Here is a 17,736-nt window from a genome sequence, read left to right on the forward strand (position 1 = left end):
ATTAATGTGAAAAAAGGGTTTTATAACATATTCTTCAGAGGAATTACTTTACTTTCAAAATTCGTTTTTATTGTTTTTTTAGGTAAGTATTCTATTGATGAGGTTAACCTTGGAGTTTTTGGAATAATTTCAACATCTTTAGCACTTTTAATATACCTTTTGGGTTTTGACTTTTATGTATTCAATACCCGGGAGATAATAGTTGCGAAAAAAGATTATTTCAGTAAAATAAGAGATCAGTTATTTTTTCACGTTTTTGCCTATATTCTAATAATACCTGTCGCATTATTCTTTATTTTTAAAATGAATTTTGTGCCTATTGAATTTTTAATAGTATTCTCATTACTGATTTTTTCAGAACATATAGGGCAAGAACTTTATAGACTTTTTACGACCTTTGAAAGATCTGTAGTTGCTAATATCATGCTGCTTATTAGGTCAGGTATTTGGGTGTGGTATGTATTGATTGATTTCTTCTTATTTAAGAATGAAGTTGATTTACAAAAATATATTTTGATATGGGCGTTGTTTTCATGGGGATCCCTAATTCTATTTATTTTTTTATTAATAAATCATATTGGGACAGAAAATATTAAGTTACGTAAACCTGATTTTGAATGGATAACAAAGGGAGCCAAAGCAGCTAGTGTTTTTTTTATTGGATCAGTTTCTTTTCAAATTATTCAATTTTCTGATCGCTATATGATTGATTATTTTTTTGGAAAAAAACTTGTAGGTGTTTATACAGCTTATGCACAGTTTACAAATGCAATTGAGGTGTTTACTTTTAGCGCAATTACCATGGTCATGTATCCTAAATTAATAAGTAAGTTTTCTAATCGTTATGAATACAAAAGGCTTAAATCATTGTTTTCTAAACAGCTTGTTGGCGCTTCTTTGATTCTTATTCTAATTGTTTTGATAGTAGCTCCCATAGTTTTTCAATTCTTGGGTAAAGACTCTATAATTTCAGAGCTTCATACATTCTATATTTTATTGATTGGCATTTTTTTCCTTATTATTTCAAATGTTTTCCATTATGATTTATATGTTAAGAGAAAGGATTTTCAAATCTTAAAAGTTGCGGTTATAGCAATGTTGGTTAATGTATCTCTAAATCTAATTTTAATACCTCGACTCAATATCTTTGGAGCGGCATTAGCGACTTTAGCTTCGTTTCTAATAATATTCATACTTAAATTTTATTATAGTAAAAAACTGATAAAAATAAATGATAATAGTTGATTTGATTAATGACGAGGCTCCTTTGTTTATCCGTAGTTTTGATAAACTAATTTCAGATGAAATTGTAAGCAAGTCTGAAACATTGGGAGTAACAGAAGGAAATAGATGGTCTAAAGAATCCCAAATTCTTAATACAGTAAATAGACTGCTTTTTTTTGATGAATTAGACACCAAGGAAATCAGTATAAATGATGAAATAGAAAGGATTTCTAGATCTTATGAAAATTTTAATATATATGCATGTGACAGACACTTATTGAAAAAAGATACCGGGTATCAAAAAAAAATGCTAGTGTATACATATTTATTTTATGAAAATCTTTTTGAGAAAAATGTCACACATTATTTTACAACAGGAATAGCATTTACATACAATTTAGTTTCATTCGAAGTTGCTAAAAAACATGGGGTTAAGCATATTTCTTTCTATGGTACGCGTATAGGAAATAGAACGGCTGTTTCATATGACATAAAAAATAGCTTTAATGAGGTAAACGAGATGTTTCTTAAATTCTCCCAAGAAAAGGTAACTTCCGAGATGTATATGCCAATTAATGATTTTGCAAATAAACCAGTGCAGCCAGCTTACATGAAAAATGCTATAAATGCATCATCAATAAAGGGAGTTTTCATTAAAGAATTTTTTATACGATTTAGAAAGTACTATTTATCAAAAAGGCATAAGTATGATTTGTTTACTGGTAACCCCTTTGTATTAAGTAATTTTAAACTTAAGAAAATCTTTAATGCGCGGAAGATAGATCTTTTTCATAATCGTATTTTCGATGAAGTTGATTATTCTGAAAAGTATTTTATCTTTCCCTTACATATGCAACCAGAAGCAAGTACTTTAATACTAGCTCCTCATCACGTAGATCAAAAAAACACAGTAATAAATATTAGTAAGTTACTACCACCCAATATCTATTTGTATGTTAAGGAGCATAAAAGTGCATTAGGACAACACAAAAAATCTTTTTATAAGGAGTTGAAAAAATACCCTAATATTAAATTAATATCGCACAGGCAAAATATGTTTGAGTTGATCAAACATTCATTAGGATCTATAAATTTATCAAGTACAGTTGGATTAGAATCATTATTGTTAAAAAAACCAGCTATTGTGTTAGGTTCCGTTTTCTATGAAGCTACTCAGTTAATTTTTAAGGCGAATTCATTTGAAGACCTTGGAAAAATTATTAGTAAAATAAATAAAGACTTTTTTAAGGTTGATGATTATTTTTCAAACTATGATGCAAAACTTGCATTTTTTTTATTTTGCTTAGATTCTGAGTCTTATCCATTTGAATTTAATGTTGCAAAACTTGATACTAAAACAAGAGTCCTGACAGATAAAAATATTAAAGAAATGTCGAATTGTATCAAGAAACAGATAATGAAATGATCTTCTTATTTATAATTTATCTATTTGTAAATTATTTTTTTATTTCCAAAAAGATATTAAATGTTTGCACAGTAGGTTTATTATATATCTTATTATCAATTTTATTTGGAAAATATACAATAGAATACAGTGCCCAATGGGTTTCTCAGTTTGATTTAAGCTATGCAAGATTAAGTGTGAAATATTTAGAATATGCTTATTACACAATCTTATTAACGATCTTTTTTTTACAACTCTTTTTTCCAGAAAAGAGACTGAGAAATTCAACTAGAATTAATCTTAAAGGATTGATTTCGGCCAATTCATCGTGGATATTGATTCTAATTCTTTCAATTCCACTTTATTTGGTTTTTATTAGTATTTACTTTCCAGTTTTTCAAGACAAGACGTTTGTTTCAAAATATTTTCAAGATAGATTGGCCGAATTTATACCATATAGGCCTTTTTATACATTGTCAATAAATTCAATGTCTACTTTGCTATTTCTCCAACTTAACTATTTTTTATTAAAAAACAGAAATTTTAATATTTACAGAGTATTAGTAAATAAAAAATTCGCTAAGATTTTGTTCATGTCTATTTCATTGTTCTTTACTGCAAAACGAGGACAGTTATTTTTTCCGTTTTTTATTTCTTTAGTTTCATATTTAATATATAGAAGAAAAGTTTTAGGGTTAACGATTTTTAGTTCTTTGGCATTAATTTTAATCTCAATATCAAGAAATATTAATCAATTATTAACGGGTACTTTTAAATTTGAAGATGCATTAATGTCCTTTTCGACATCTTTTTTCGTTTCAGTTAGAGAATTAGCAAGGGTTCTTTACAGCTTTGAAATAGGGGGATATAATTATTTATATGGTAAAACATATATCGCTGGATTTTTTAGTTTCATACCAACTTCAATAAACACACTTAAGGCTAATTATAATTACATGCGTTATACATCCGTAATATCAGGACAGAATCCAGATGATTTTGGAGGAATGCGGTCGACTTTTGTCGGAGAAGCGTATATTAATTTTGGAGTTTTTGGAATAATTTCTTGCAGTGTTTTTTTTGCCTTGTTAATGTATTTTGTTTATTTATGGATCAAAAAGTATTCTACAGACTCATTTGTTTATTTTTTATTCACTCTTTGGTGCCTCAAACTAATTATTTTTCCATTTTATGAGAATGGAAGTGCAATGTTATTGTTTTTTCTTATCACCATTTTATTTATGATAATCCCGTCCATCAAGTTATCTATATCAAGAGGTAGGCTGGCATTGAAACTTAAATTCCTAAACAAAAATGCTTAAAGATTATAATGTTAATGAAATTTTGCTTGGGTTAACTTTATTTAGCTTGCCAATTTCTACAGCTTTAAATTCAGTTTTTCTGGTGCTTTTCTTTTTATATAATCTTTTTTATAGGATAAAACATAGATCATTTAAAGACATGATTTATTATAGCCCAGCATATATAATCTTTTTTATTCACCTTATTGGATATTTTGTAAGCGAATACAGGGAAGATGCTGCTAAAAAAGCTGTTCTGTTTCTATCATTTTTCTTTTTACCATTTCTTTTTCAACCCATTGGTAAAATTATAAAGATTGAAAAAATGATCCTGTATTTGTTTTACGGAATCCTATTGATAACGATATATGCTTTTGGAAGATCTGTTTATGATATATTGATTTTGGACGTTCGGTACGACTATGGAAGAGGGGTTGATTTACTCTTAAATTATACCCCTCACCATACATATCTTTCAATGTATATTTTGAGCGTAATACTAGGCATTAGCTATTTGATTGGAGAAAAAAAGGTAACATATCACCTCAGTATTTCTTTACCATTTCTCTATCTAATGATTTTCTTATTACCGTCTAGAACTGCAATCATATTAGCCTTAACTATAGTGCCATTTTTTATCTTTAATTTTTTGAAAAATCGGTTTGATAAAACAAAGATGGTAACTGTATTGCTACTATCTTTTGCTTTATTGGTTATTTTAGGATTTTCTATAGATTATACTAGGGACAAAATGGTATACGCGTTTTATGAAGTTTTTAATATATCAACAAAAGAAAAACCTTTTTACGGTATTTCCAGAAGGAGAATTGTATGGAACACTTGTTTAAATCTTATCGAAAAAGCTCCTTTTTTAGGATATGGAATTGGAGACGTACAACATATACTTGATACGACCTATATTGCTAATGAGCATTTTGAGCTAAAAAAAATTAATGCTCATAATCAATATTTACAGAATATTCTTAATTATGGAGTTTTCTTCTCGACTATTTTTGCTGGTATCATTATTTGGGTTCTTGCAAAATTAGTTAAGAGGAAGGAATCATTATTGATTTCAATTTGGATAGTAATAATTACGATTTCATTTACTGAAAGTATTTTACAAAGACAATGGGGAGTGGTATTTTTTTCAATCATACTTATTATGTCTTTATATAGAATAAATTTGAATAAAATTCATTATTGAAGCACAAATTAGTTGTTGTTTTTTGAAGTTATATACTGTTATCTTTGCAGAAACCAAGTTGATATATTTGTGATTAAAACAGCTGTTATTTTTGGAGGTTCTGGATATATTGGAATTAACCTTCTTTCTTTTTTAATTAAGAAAAATACATTTGATAAAATTTATGTTTGTGATATTAATCCTCTTAAAGGATTTAATGCATTAATTCTTGAAGAGAAGGTTATCTATAGGAAAATTGATGTAAGAGAACCAATAGGATTAACAATAGAAGGTTTTGACTCAAAGACTAGTTGGATATTCAATTTTGCAGCAATCCATCGAGAACCCGGTCATAAGTATGAAGAATATTTTGACACAAATGTTCCAGGAGCTGAGCATATTAATGACTTTGCGAGAAGAATTGGGATTAAAAACATCTTTTTCACCAGTAGCATTGCTCCTTATGGTAAGTCAATAAATCGGCGAACAGAGAAATCACCACTTTATCCTGAAACTGCTTATGGTATTTCTAAAGCCTTAGCAGAAAAGATTCATCAAAACTGGTTAATGGAAGATAAGGAAAGAAAACTAGTAATTGTTAGACCAAGTGTTATTTTTGGGCCGTATGATCCAGGAAATGTCTATAGAATGATTAAGGCATTGAAAAAAGGAACTTTTGTTTTACCCAATGGGGGTAAAGTAATAAAGGGTTATGGTTATGTATATGGACTTGTTGAGAGCATGCTTTTTACCATGAAAAAAGGTGAAAGGCAAATAATATATAATTATGCAGAAAATCCCGTTGTCCCCTTAAATGAAATGGTTAATATTGCAAAAAAAGAACTAGGATATAAGAGACCTACTATTAAACTTTCGACAACTATACTAAGTATTTTAGCATTTTTTATACAAATGGCCTTCAAAATGATAGGTAAAAAATCAGACGTTCATCCAGTTCGTGTAAAGAAAGCAGGCTTTCCTACTAACATTGGACCACAATATTTAATTGATAATGGATTTGAATTTAAATATAGTTTTGAAAATGCTCTTAATCATTGGAAATCTGTTTCACCAGAAGATTTTGAATAAATGAAAGTAGCAATAGTACATGAGTGGCTTACCGTTATTGCTGGCTCAGAAAGTTGTTTTAAAGAATTTGCAAAAATCTATCCAGAAGCTGACATTTTTGTTTTGGTTTCAGATGAAAAAAGCTTGGTAAAACTTGAGATAGACCCCAAAAGAGTTACTAATTCTTTTGTTCAGAAATTACCTAAAGCCAGAACTAAATGGAAAAATTATTTGCCTTTTTTTCCTTATGCTGTGGAGCAGTTTGATTTATCTGGGTATGATTTAATTATATCTTCATCACATGCTGTAGCTAAAGGAGTGATAACAAATGCTAATCAAACTCATATTTGTTATATCTATTCTCCTATAAGATACGCTTGGGATCTATATCATCAGTATTTAGATGAATCAAATTTAAAGAAAGGGATTAAAGGATTATTTGCTAAAACCGTGTTACATTATATAAGAAAATGGGATAGGACAACAGCTAACAACGTTGACGAGTTTATCCCAATCTCTAAATATATTGAAAAACGTGTTTGGAGGACGTATCGCAGAAAATCATATAAAGTCATATACCCGCCAGTAGCTGTAAAGGACTTTACGTTGAAAGAAGAGAAAGATGATTTTTATTTGGCTGCTTCTAGATTAGTGCCTTATAAAAAAATAGATCTCATTGTGGATGCTTTTGCCAGTATGCCTAACAAAAAATTGATTGTAATAGGAGATGGTCCTGAGTTTGACAAGATAAATAGTAAGGCAAAAGAAAATGTGATTATTATGGGATATCAAAATTTTGAAGTCCTTAAAGATCATATGCAAAGAGCTAAGGCTTTCATTTTTGCAGCTGAGGAAGATTTTGGAATAATACCTATTGAAGCACAAGCATGTGGAACTCCTGTTATTGCATTTGGAAAAGGAGGATCCCTAGAAACCGTAAATGGTGCTTTTTTCAATGACACATTGAACGAATATTCAACAGGAGTATATTTTAAAAAACAGGATGTAAAATCATTGAAAAAAGCGGTGGATTATTTTGAAGAAAACGAAAATGTATTCTCTGCAATTAAGATAAGGGAGTTTGCGTTAAATTTTGACCGAGATCTTTTCGTAGAAAATATTAAAAATACATTTAACGAAATTATTGAAAAACATAATAAATGAAAAAAGCCATAATAACAGGCATAACAGGTCAAGATGCGGCATACTTGGCAGAACTTTTGCTTGGTAAGGGATATAGAGTATTTGGGACATATAGAAGGACAAGTTCTACCAATTTTTGGAGGATAGAAGAACTTGGGATTCAAGATAATTCAAACCTAGTATTACTTGAATATGATTTAATCGATTTGTCGAGTGCATATCGAATTATATCTGAAGTTGAACCAGATGAAATATATAATCTTGCGGCTCAGAGTTTTGTTGGAGTATCCTTTTCTCAACCAATTGCAACCGCAAATATTACTGGAATAGGAGCAATGAATCTTCTTGAGGCCATAAGAACAATTAACCCTAAAATTAGATTTTATCAAGCTTCAACATCGGAAATGTTCGGAAAAGTACATGAAATTCCGCAAAGTGAGGATACTCCTTTCCATCCAAGAAGTCCATATGGAGTAGCTAAGGTATTTGCTCACTGGGCGACGTTAAACTATCAAGAGTCTTATGATATGTTTGCGACTAGTGGTATATTATTTAATCATGAATCTCCATTAAGAGGAAAGGAATTTGTTACCCGGAAAATAACGGACGCTGTTGCAAAAATACATTTAGGAAAACAAGATTCTCTGGAATTAGGAAATATAGATGCTAAAAGAGATTGGGGGTATGCAAAGGAGTATGTTGACGGAATGTATAGGATGTTACAAATAGACGAACCGGGAGTTTTCGTTTTAGCTACAAATAAAACACAGACAGTAAGAGATTTTGTTTCATTGGCATTTAATGCAATTGATATTGATATATATTGGAAAGGAAAGGAAGAAAAAGAGGTTGGATTTGATAGTAAATCTGGCAAGATACTAATTAAAGTGAACCCAAAATTCTATCGCCCTGCGGAGGTAGATTTGTTAATTGGTGATGCTGGTAAAGCAGAAGAAAGGTTGAATTGGAAGCCTAAAACCTCTCTAAAAGAGCTATGTGATATGATGGTTAAAAAAGACATTGAAAGAAATCAAAATGGCAGCACCTTCTAATAAAAAAGTTTTTATAACTGGTATAGGAGGATTTACAGGGTTTCATCTTGAAAAAGAAATGACTTCCCTGGGATATGAGGTTTATGGCTCAACTTTCACTAAACCTAATAAAAAAAACCATTTTAGGTGTGATATTCTTAAAAAGAAAGAGTTTGCAACTATTATTGGAGAGATGAAACCAGATTTTTTGATTCATTTGGCTGCAATTTCATTTGTTGCCTCAGAGGACATATCACAAATTTACAATACGAATGTTATTGGAACCCTTTCAATATTCGAGGTGCTTGAAGAGCTGAATATTGCTCCGAAAAAAATAATTATTGTAAGCAGCGCAGCTGTATACGGTAATATTGGAACCATCTTATCTGAGGATATGTGCCCAAAACCAGTTAACCATTATGGGAATAGTAAGCTAGTTATGGAAAATATGGTTGCAAATTATTTTAAAAAGTTTAATGTTATAATTACGAGACCATTTAATTATACTGGTGAAAGGCAAGAGTCAAATTTTTTGGTCCCAAAAATTGTGAAACATTTTATTGAAAAAAAGCCTTTTATTGAACTTGGGAATCTGGATACTTTTAGGGAATATAATAACGTGAAGTTTCTAACTAAGACTTATATTAAACTATTAAATTCTGAATTTAAATCGGGAGTAGTTAATATTGCAACAGGAAGTACGTATGCGATACAGAATATTCTTGATAATTTAGAAAAAATATCTGGTCATAAAATAGAAGTTAGAGTAAATAAAAAATTTGTTAGAAAAAACGAAATTAAGGAACTGAAAGGCTCAACAGATAAATTGGTTAAATTAGTTGGTTTTGATAAGCAAAATTTAACTCTTGAAAGTACTCTTAAAGAAATGTATTATTCTAAATAGTTTCAATTTTTAATTTTTGGCAAACTTTTTCATCTCTTTTCGTAAAAGTAAATAGAAAGTATATTGATATTTAAACAAGGAAGATATTCAGGTTTTATCAACCCAATTTCTATGTTAGTAGATTTGTTGGTTATCAACCTTCTTACCTATTTAATACCTATTCAAGTTGAATCGCCTTTATTGTTTCATATTTATATATCAGTAATCTGGGTGATTATTTCTTTTAAGACCGAATTTTATAAGGTTTTTAGATATACAAAAGTTACATATGTTTTAAAATTGCTTTTCAGGCAATTTGTTTTTTTATTCCTAACACTATACGCATTTATTGGTTTTTTCAAACAACCAATTATTAGTAGATGGATGCTAGCAGTTTTTTTCATTTCTGTTTTCATTTCAATATTTGTTTTAAAATTTATAAACTACGTTCTTCTAATGAATTATCGAAAGAAGGTTAAGGGCAATCTTAGACAAGTTGTGGTAATTGGAAAGAACAAAAAAACAGATCAATTAATAGACGTCTTCAATGATATTCCTGAATATGGTTATCACTTCGTAAAACAATTTTGTCCAAAAGAAGATTCTTTCAATATTGAAGATTGTTTTGGTTTTATATCTGAGAGCGGTATAGATGAAATTTATTGTTCTGTTGATGAGTTAACTAATAAAGAAATATCAGAGTTCATAAATTATGTAGATAATAACTTAAAGACATTAAAATTTATTCCAGATAATAAAAACATTTATACTAAAAAGTTAAAATTTGAGTATTATGACTACATCCCCATATTATCTTTAAGAGACATACCATTAGATGGACAGGTTAATTCTTTATTAAAAAGAGGATTTGATATTGTATTTTCATTGATTGTTATACTTGGAATTATGTCTTGGCTTACACCTTTAATGGCCTTATTAATTCGATTAGAATCTAAAGGACCAATATTTTTCAAACAGATGAGAAATGGAGTAGATAATAAAGAATTTGCTTGCTATAAGTTCAGATCAATGACACCAAATAAAAATGCTGATGCAATCCAAGCAACCAAAAATGATATGAGGGTAACTAAAATTGGTAAATTCATTCGTAAAACAAGTATTGACGAATTACCTCAATTTTATAACGTGTTATTTGGGAATATGTCTGTGGTGGGGCCTAGACCACACATGGTTAAACATACTGACCTTTATGCGAGTAAGGTTAATAAATATATGGTTAGACACTTAGTTAAACCTGGCATCACAGGTTTAGCGCAGGTGAAGGGATATAGAGGAGAAATAGAGAAAGACCATGACATACAAAACCGAATTAAATTTGATGTATTTTATATAGAGAATTGGTCGTTGTTTTTGGATATTAAGATTATTATACAAACTGTTCTTAATGCTTTGAAGGGTGAAGCTAAAGCATATTAATTATAATTTACCAATCTCAAAAGAATTCAAATTCCTTTGAACTCATTTAATAGCAGCTTCACGTAAGAAGTAATGTGTATGAAAATATTGTCATTAGTTTAGATTTTTTAACTATAATGATAAACGACTATTAACATTAAGTAATGAAAATAGCAGTAATAGGAACAGGGTATGTAGGTTTAGTGACAGGAACATGTCTTGCTGAAACAGGTAATGAGGTCATTTGTGTTGACATCGATGAAAATAAAGTAAAAAAAATGCAAAAAGGGGAGGTTCCAATATATGAACCCCATTTAGATGTACTTTTTGAACGAAATATTAAAGCGGGAAGATTAAAGTTCACTACTTCTTTAAAGGAAGGACTTGATCATGGAGAGATTGTGTTTTTGGCCCTTCCAACTCCAGAAGGTGAAGACGGCTCAGCTGACCTAAAATATGTGCTAGGGGTAGCGGATGATATAGGGAAAATGATTACCGATTATAAGGTTGTTGTTGATAAAAGTACTGTTCCAGTAGGTACTGCCGAAAAGGTTGAAGCTGCCATAACAAAAAATACAAATGTTGAATTTGATGTGGTCTCAAATCCAGAGTTTCTAAGAGAGGGGTTTGCCGTAGATGACTTCCTGAAGCCAGAACGTATCGTCGTTGGATCAAGCTCGGAAAGGGCAATTGGACTTATGAAAAAGCTATATAAGCCATATGTTCGTTCAGGGAATCCAATAATTATTATGGATGAGAAGTCAGCTGAGTTGACCAAGTATGCAGCAAATTCTTTCTTAGCGACTAAGATTACTTTTATGAATGAAATTGCCAACTTCTGTGAAAAAGTTGGTGCAGATGTAGATATGGTCCGAAGGGGTATGGGAACGGATTCTCGAATTGGGAAGCGGTTCTTATTTCCAGGTATCGGTTATGGAGGTTCCTGTTTTCCAAAAGATGTAAAAGCATTGCATAAATCCGCTAAAGACAATGATTATGATTTTAAGATTCTCGATGCAGTTGTAAACGTAAATCAGACTCAGAAAACAGCATTATTTCCTAAAATGCTAGAACATTTTGACGGAGACTTAAAAGATAAAAATATAGCAATATGGGGATTGGCGTTTAAACCGGAAACAGATGATATTCGTGAGGCTCCTTCTTTATATATGATTGAAGAGTTGGTGAATGCTGGGGCTAAAGTTACTGCTTTTGATCCCGAAGCTATGGATAATGTTGAGCGCCTTTTGGGAGATAAAATAGCATTTGCCAAAAGTATGTATGAAGCCACGGAAGGAGCAGATGCACTATTAATTTGTACCGAATGGAGTATTTTTAGAACGCCTAGCTTTAAAAAGCTAAAAGAAAATTTAAATGATCCATTAATTTTTGACGGTAGAAACCTATATGACCTAGAAGATATATCAAAAGAAGATTTCACCTACTATTCGATAGGAAGAAAGGATATAATAACATGAAGAAAGTACTAATTACAGGAGCAGCAGGCTTCTTAGGCTCGCACTTATGTGATCGCTTCATAAAAGAAGGCCATCAGGTAATAGGGATGGATAACTTAATTACTGGAGACCTTAAAAACCTAGAACATCTATTCAAGAATGAACATTTTGAGTTCTATCATCATGATGTATCTACTTTTGTACATGTCCCGGGAAGATTGGATTATATTTTACATTTTGCATCACCTGCAAGTCCGATAGATTATTTAAAAATACCTATTCAAACATTAAAAGTTGGATCCTTAGGGACTCATAACTTACTAGGGTTGGCAAGAGCGAAGGGAGCACGGATATTAATTGCTTCTACTTCTGAAGTGTATGGTGATCCGTTGGTCCATCCACAGACAGAAGAATATTATGGAAATGTAAATACTATTGGCCCACGTGGGGTATATGACGAGGCTAAGCGGTTTCAAGAATCTATTACCATGGCTTATCATCGTTATCATGGATTAGAAACTCGTATTGTTCGTATTTTTAATACCTATGGACCAAGAATGAGACTGAATGATGGTCGAGTAATTCCTGCTTTTATGGGGCAGGCTTTACGTGGAGAAGATTTGACTATTTTTGGCGACGGATCTCAAACCAGATCCTTCTGTTATGTTGATGATCAGGTTGAAGGGATTTACCGATTACTGCTAAGTGATTATGCGCTTCCTGTGAATATTGGAAATCCGCATGAAATTACAATTAAAGATTTTGCTCAGGAGATCATAAAACTTACAGGTACTGATCAAAAACTTACGTATAAGGCGCTACCTCAAAATGACCCATTACAAAGGCAGCCAGATATTTCTAAAGCAAAGGAAATTCTTGGTTGGGAACCTAAGGTAGATCGCACAGAAGGGATGAAAAAAACCTTTGAGTATTTTAAAACGCTTACAGAGGAAGAACTTAATAAAAAGGAACATAAAGATTTCGAAAAATACAGCCGATAATTGCTTTTTGATTAAAGAAATAGAAGTGTTATCAACCTCAATATGCCAGATTTAACCGACATATTCTATTTTGAAAAAAGTAATTGGATTCGTACCATTTTTTGGAATAGTTTGTATGTTGCGTTTTTGTTGCTTCCGCTCGGAATAAATTTACCCACACCATTTTTTGTGGGTGCAATTGCTCTTGGTGTGGTTAATATTTTTCAATCGAAAACTGATTTCGTTTCCGATAATAAGGCACTTTTACTGCTGCCGTTATATTTTGTGCTTGGCGCCTTAAGTTTATTTTATACTCATGATCTTTCTGCAGGCATAGAGTTATTAATTCGTTCGTTGTCACTGCTCTTTTTCCCGATAATTTTTCTTTTTGTGAAAGAAGATGCTTCTACTGTAAAAAAACTGTTTGATTTTTTATTGGTAGGCCTCATACTCTCATTTTTTGTAAATGTTGGAATTGCGCTACAAGACTCATTGGCAGATATTGACAAGGTAGACTATAATAGTGTTTACGGGTTTTTCGATAGCATAGCGTATGGATTTGATAACTTCATAGGAGGTCAGTTTTCTAGTTTGGTCAATCCCAGCTATTTATCACTCTATATATTGCTGGTACTAAGTTATTATCTGAAAAAGAAGATGAAATCGGTATTGCAATTGGTTGTACTCTTAATTCTCTTTCTTTACATATTTCTGTTGGCGTCAAAGGCAGCATATTTAGTATTATTTATTATGACGCTGTTGTTTGTCATCAAAATCCGAGACAAGAACCAACAATATATGGCATTGGTCATTTTACTATTAGGCTTAATTGTTTTTCTAAATAACCCAAGAATATTTGACTTTTATCAACGGATAAAGGATTATGATCGCACAGAACAATACAATGAACTAGCATCAGAAAAGTCTCGGCTTCAATCTTGGGATGCCAGTGTACAACTAATCAAAGAACAACCTATTTTCGGTTATGGTTTAGGGGATGCAAATCAGGTTTTAATCGATAAATATGAGGAGTTGGAATATAATAGAAATAAGGAAGAGAAATACAATGCGCATAACCAATTTTTGCAAACGATGCTTCAAACTGGAATACTAGGATTGGGAGTATTAATTACAATTTTTATTGTCCTAGGAAAGCGTTTAAGACGAAGTAAAAATGAGTTTGCAGTATTTCTTATTCTATTCGTATCCTTATTCTTTGAGTCAATGTTGGTGCGTTTTAACGGTATTGTGTTCTTATCTATTATCATTCCCTTACTACTAAAAAAGCGCAGTATTTTAAGTAGTAGAATCATCAGAAACTAGTATTGGTATGGTTGTTCTTTTTGTGAGAAATAAAGCTTTCTTATCAATAGGAGCGACTAGGCGATAAACGGTCTTACATAAAATACCATGCGGTTATTTTTAATTTGAACATCGCTATAACAAAGCTTATTTTTGCCACTCAAATTCAATAAAATGAATATTCTTATTTTAGGCTCTGGTGGCAGAGAGCATACCTTCGCTTATAAAATTGCGCAAAGCGCAAAATGTAATCACCTTTATGTAGCTCCAGGTAATGCTGGTACCAGAGATATTGCTACAAACGTTGCAATTTCACCAACTGATTTTGATGCCGTAAAAAAATTGGTACTTAGCCAAGATATTTCAATGGTTGTAGTCGGACCTGAAGATCCATTAGTACAGGGTATTCATGACTTTTTTCGTACAGATGTTGAGCTAAAAGATGTCTCTGTAATAGGACCTGAAAAACTGGGAGCAACTTTAGAAGGTAGTAAAGAGTTTGCCAAGGAATTTATGGTAAAACATGGTATTCCCACTGCAGGGTACCAAAGTTTCACCTTAGAAACAGTTGATAAAGGCTGCCAATTTCTGGAAACTTTAAAAGCGCCCTATGTATTAAAAGCAGATGGACTAGCTGCTGGAAAAGGGGTTTTAATTATTAGCGATTTAGAAGAAGCTAAAAAAGAATTTAGATCAATGTTAATTGATCAAAAATTTGGTATTGCAAGCACTACTGTAGTCGTAGAAGAATTTTTAGCAGGAATAGAACTATCAGTTTTCGTATTAACTGATGGAAAGAGCTATTTAACATTACCTACTGCTAAAGATTATAAACGTATTGGTGAAGGAGACATAGGTTTGAATACCGGAGGTATGGGGGCGATCTCTCCAGTACCTTTTGCGGATGCTTCTTTTATGGAGAAAATAGAAGAACAGGTTATTAAACCAACTGTAAACGGACTTCAAAAAGATCATATTCCTTATAAAGGGTTCATCTTTATTGGTTTAATAAAGGTGGGGAATGATCCTTTTGTCATTGAATACAATGTGCGTATGGGTGATCCTGAAACCGAGGTAGTTTTACCCCGAGTAAAGAATGATCTTGTATCACTTTTTGAAGCGGTATCTCAAGAGAGATTGAATGAGGTGACTCTTGATATCGATGACCGATCAGCTGCTACGATTATGGCAGTTTCAGGTGGTTATCCTGAAGCATATGAAAAAGGAAAGGAAATAGTAGGAATTGATACTATTGAAGACTCATTAGTATTTCAAGCTGGTACTGCACTTAGAGATGGTAAAGTTGTTACCAATGGTGGGCGTGTTATTGCGGTAACATCATTCGGAGATGATTTTAAACAAGCTATAAAAAAATCTTATCAAAATCTAGAAAAACTATCATTTGATAAGATGTATTATCGTAAAGATATTGGCTTCGATCTATAAGAAAGAATGCGCTGAAATTGACTTGTCTTCTTCGTTATTGTCGTTGAATATTTGCAACTGCTTCATCCAGTAACCAAAGGCAACAAAGCCGATGATAATAAACAACCAGCTAAATACATTAGCAGTCCACCAATTTTCTAACTCCATCGCTCTTAGCGCATCATATGGTGCGAAGCCATAATTCACAAAAAAGTCTGCTATTCCGTAAAAAAAATCTTTCATCTTTTTAAAATTAGGGTTTTACCTATTTTTACAGGGCAAAAGTACAAAAACCCATGTTGATATCAAGCATTTTTAGCAAATCGAAACCCATTAATTTTGTATTGGTTTTGGTGATTATCGGGCTAAGTTACCTTTCATATAATATATTCTCCTTGAATGCCTTGATTACCGCTCCCGTTATTATTCAATGGGGAGTGGGACTTTTCGCCCTCTTATTTGCTGTTTTTTTAATTGATTTTATCTCGAAGCGCAATTCGCTAACACAACAAAATTCATATGTAATTCTGTTGTTTTTACTTTTTATGGTGCTGTTTCCTTCCATCTTTTTAGACTGGCGAGTAATTGTGTCAAATATGCTGATCATTTTGGCAATACGCCGCACCATTAGTATTCGATCATTGATTGATGTAAAACGAAAACTGTTTGATGCAACGTTCTGGATCGTGTTGGCAACCATAATTTACTTTTGGAGTATCTTATTTTTATTACTCATTTTCATTACCATTTTGCTATATGTTTCTGAAGATTATAAAAACTGGCTGGTACCACCGATAACGATATTGCTTACCGCCTTTTTCATTTTTGCAATATTATTTTTAACTGATAATCTAGAAATGATGAATAGCCTTTTTGGGAATCGAAAGAATTTCGATTTCTCACCTTATTTATCCCAAAAAAGTATAACGATTGGCCTCGGATTTTTAGTATTGCTTTTTGCAGCCTCATTATTGGTTTATTTGAAAGAGCAACGAAAAAAAACATACCAAATACAAAACTCTATTTTCTTGATTCTGGTATCATTAACCATTGCGATCATGATCGCATTGGTCGCCCCTGATAAAAATGGGTCAGAGCTTATTTTTATCATATTTCCGCTTGCTGTTTTTGTAACGAACTACCTAGAAAATCTAAAACGTGTTTGGCTTCAAGAAGGAATATTGTGGATAACACTTTTACTCCCAATTATACTATTAGTGCTGTAATTTTGTACCAAAAGAAAGATCGCCAGCATCTCCTAATCCGGGGATAATGTAGCCGTAATCATTGAGCTTTTCGTCAATAGCACCAACCCACAAATGTGTATTATCATCAAAATGATTGCTAATATATTCAATACCTTCAGGGGCAGCGACAACAGCCGCTAAGTGCATAGCGTCAGGCTTCCCCATCTTAAATAAAGCTTTATAAACATTGACCATCGACTTGCCACTCGCCAGCATCGGGTCTGCCAGAATAAGAACTTTGTTTTTTAAAGATGGTGAAGCTAAGTACTCTACAATAATTTCAAATTTTGAAGGGTCTTTCCCATGATGTCGGTATGCCGAAATAAATGCATTTTCAGCTTTATCAAAGTAGTTTAATATGCCTTGATGCATTGGTAAGCCCGCCCGTAACACATTAGCAATTACAATATTGTCATTGGGCAACATACTGTTAGATATGCCAAGTGGAGTGGTTGTTGGTTTGTTTGAATATGAAATAGTCTTACTTATTTCGTAAGCTATGATTTCACCCATGCGTTCAATATTTCTTCTAAAACGCATTCTATCTTTTTGAATAGATATGTCTCTCAATTCTGATAAAAAGGTATTTAGTACAGATGGTGTTTCTGATAAATTATGAACGATCATAGTGGTTGTTTAAGTTGGTACAAGACCCGCTTAAAATTACA

General features: G+C 31.8%; 16 protein-coding genes. 14 read left to right on the forward strand and 2 right to left on the reverse strand.

What is annotated here, in order from left to right:
- Positions 1-6: 6 nt before the first annotated feature.
- The 13 genes from ABN763_RS18585 (at position 7) to purD (ending at position 15,842) form a co-directional block, all read left to right on the forward strand.
- Positions 7-1,245 (forward strand): polysaccharide biosynthesis C-terminal domain-containing protein, encoded by a 1,239-nt coding sequence (locus ABN763_RS18585; RefSeq protein ID WP_410487006.1) that lies wholly within the window; start codon positions 7-9, stop codon positions 1,243-1,245.
- Positions 1,232-2,650 (forward strand): hypothetical protein, encoded by a 1,419-nt coding sequence (locus ABN763_RS18590; RefSeq protein WP_410487007.1) that lies wholly within the window; start codon positions 1,232-1,234, stop codon positions 2,648-2,650. Before ABN763_RS18585 ends, ABN763_RS18590 begins: the two co-directional genes overlap by 14 nt.
- Positions 2,647-3,951 (forward strand): O-antigen polymerase, encoded by a 1,305-nt coding sequence (locus ABN763_RS18595; protein ID WP_410487059.1) that lies wholly within the window; start codon positions 2,647-2,649, stop codon positions 3,949-3,951. The genes ABN763_RS18590 and ABN763_RS18595 overlap by 4 nt, the downstream gene beginning before the upstream one ends.
- Positions 3,944-5,137 carry an O-antigen ligase family protein gene (locus ABN763_RS18600; RefSeq protein ID WP_410487008.1) on the forward strand — a complete coding sequence of 398 codons (1,194 nt, stop codon included), beginning with the start codon at positions 3,944-3,946 and terminating at the stop codon, positions 5,135-5,137. Before ABN763_RS18595 ends, ABN763_RS18600 begins: the two co-directional genes overlap by 8 nt.
- A 69-nt stretch (positions 5,138-5,206) precedes the next feature.
- A complete protein-coding gene (locus ABN763_RS18605) occupies positions 5,207-6,205 on the forward strand; it encodes an NAD-dependent epimerase/dehydratase family protein (protein WP_410487009.1) in 999 nt (332 codons plus the stop codon).
- Positions 6,206-7,348, forward strand: a complete 1,143-nt coding sequence (locus ABN763_RS18610; RefSeq protein ID WP_410487010.1) for a glycosyltransferase — start codon at positions 6,206-6,208, stop codon at positions 7,346-7,348.
- Entirely contained in the window at positions 7,345-8,379 is a 1,035-nt protein-coding gene (gmd, locus tag ABN763_RS18615; RefSeq protein ID WP_410487011.1) for a GDP-mannose 4,6-dehydratase, read from the forward strand. Before ABN763_RS18610 ends, gmd begins: the two co-directional genes overlap by 4 nt.
- Complete coding sequence (locus ABN763_RS18620) at positions 8,363-9,262, forward strand: GDP-mannose 4,6-dehydratase (RefSeq protein WP_410487012.1); 900 nt, start codon at positions 8,363-8,365, stop codon at positions 9,260-9,262. Before gmd ends, ABN763_RS18620 begins: the two co-directional genes overlap by 17 nt.
- A 111-nt stretch (positions 9,263-9,373) precedes the next feature.
- Complete coding sequence (locus ABN763_RS18625) at positions 9,374-10,678, forward strand: undecaprenyl-phosphate glucose phosphotransferase (protein ID WP_410487013.1); 1,305 nt, start codon at positions 9,374-9,376, stop codon at positions 10,676-10,678.
- A 143-nt stretch (positions 10,679-10,821) separates the two neighbouring features.
- On the forward strand, positions 10,822-12,135 hold the full coding sequence (locus ABN763_RS18630) for a UDP-glucose dehydrogenase family protein (protein WP_410487014.1): 1,314 nt from the start codon (positions 10,822-10,824) through the stop codon (positions 12,133-12,135).
- Positions 12,132-13,115, forward strand: coding sequence for a UDP-glucuronic acid decarboxylase family protein (locus ABN763_RS18635; RefSeq protein ID WP_410487015.1), 984 nt, complete (start codon positions 12,132-12,134; stop codon positions 13,113-13,115). The genes ABN763_RS18630 and ABN763_RS18635 overlap by 4 nt, the downstream gene beginning before the upstream one ends.
- A gap of 42 nt (positions 13,116-13,157) precedes the next feature.
- Positions 13,158-14,417 carry an O-antigen ligase family protein gene (locus ABN763_RS18640; RefSeq protein ID WP_410487016.1) on the forward strand — a complete coding sequence of 420 codons (1,260 nt, stop codon included), beginning with the start codon at positions 13,158-13,160 and terminating at the stop codon, positions 14,415-14,417.
- 153 nt (positions 14,418-14,570) lie between these two features.
- Positions 14,571-15,842, forward strand: a complete 1,272-nt coding sequence (gene purD, locus ABN763_RS18645; protein ID WP_410487017.1) for a phosphoribosylamine--glycine ligase — start codon at positions 14,571-14,573, stop codon at positions 15,840-15,842.
- Here purD and ABN763_RS18650 read toward each other — a convergent pair.
- A complete protein-coding gene (locus ABN763_RS18650; RefSeq protein WP_410487018.1) occupies positions 15,837-16,064 on the reverse strand; it encodes a DUF6341 family protein in 228 nt (75 codons plus the stop codon). The genes purD and ABN763_RS18650 overlap by 6 nt on opposite strands.
- Positions 16,065-16,117: 53 nt before the next feature.
- Here ABN763_RS18650 and ABN763_RS18655 point away from each other — a divergent pair, with 53 nt between their 5' ends.
- Positions 16,118-17,047: a DUF6427 family protein gene (locus ABN763_RS18655; protein WP_410487019.1), complete on the forward strand. Its 930-nt coding sequence runs from the start codon at positions 16,118-16,120 to the stop codon at positions 17,045-17,047.
- Here the strand turns inward: ABN763_RS18655 and upp are convergent.
- The gene (gene upp, locus ABN763_RS18660; RefSeq protein WP_410487020.1) at positions 17,036-17,695 is read right to left on the reverse strand and encodes a uracil phosphoribosyltransferase; all 660 of its coding nucleotides are present in this window, start codon (positions 17,693-17,695) and stop codon (positions 17,036-17,038) included. The two genes, ABN763_RS18655 and upp, sit on opposite strands and share 12 nt — an antisense overlap.
- Positions 17,696-17,736 lie beyond the last annotated feature (41 nt).

Origin of the sequence: Spongiivirga sp. MCCC 1A20706 (genome assembly GCF_046524175.1) — a bacterium.
In the GTDB taxonomy this organism is placed as follows: Bacteria; Bacteroidota; Bacteroidia; order Flavobacteriales; family Flavobacteriaceae; genus Spongiivirga.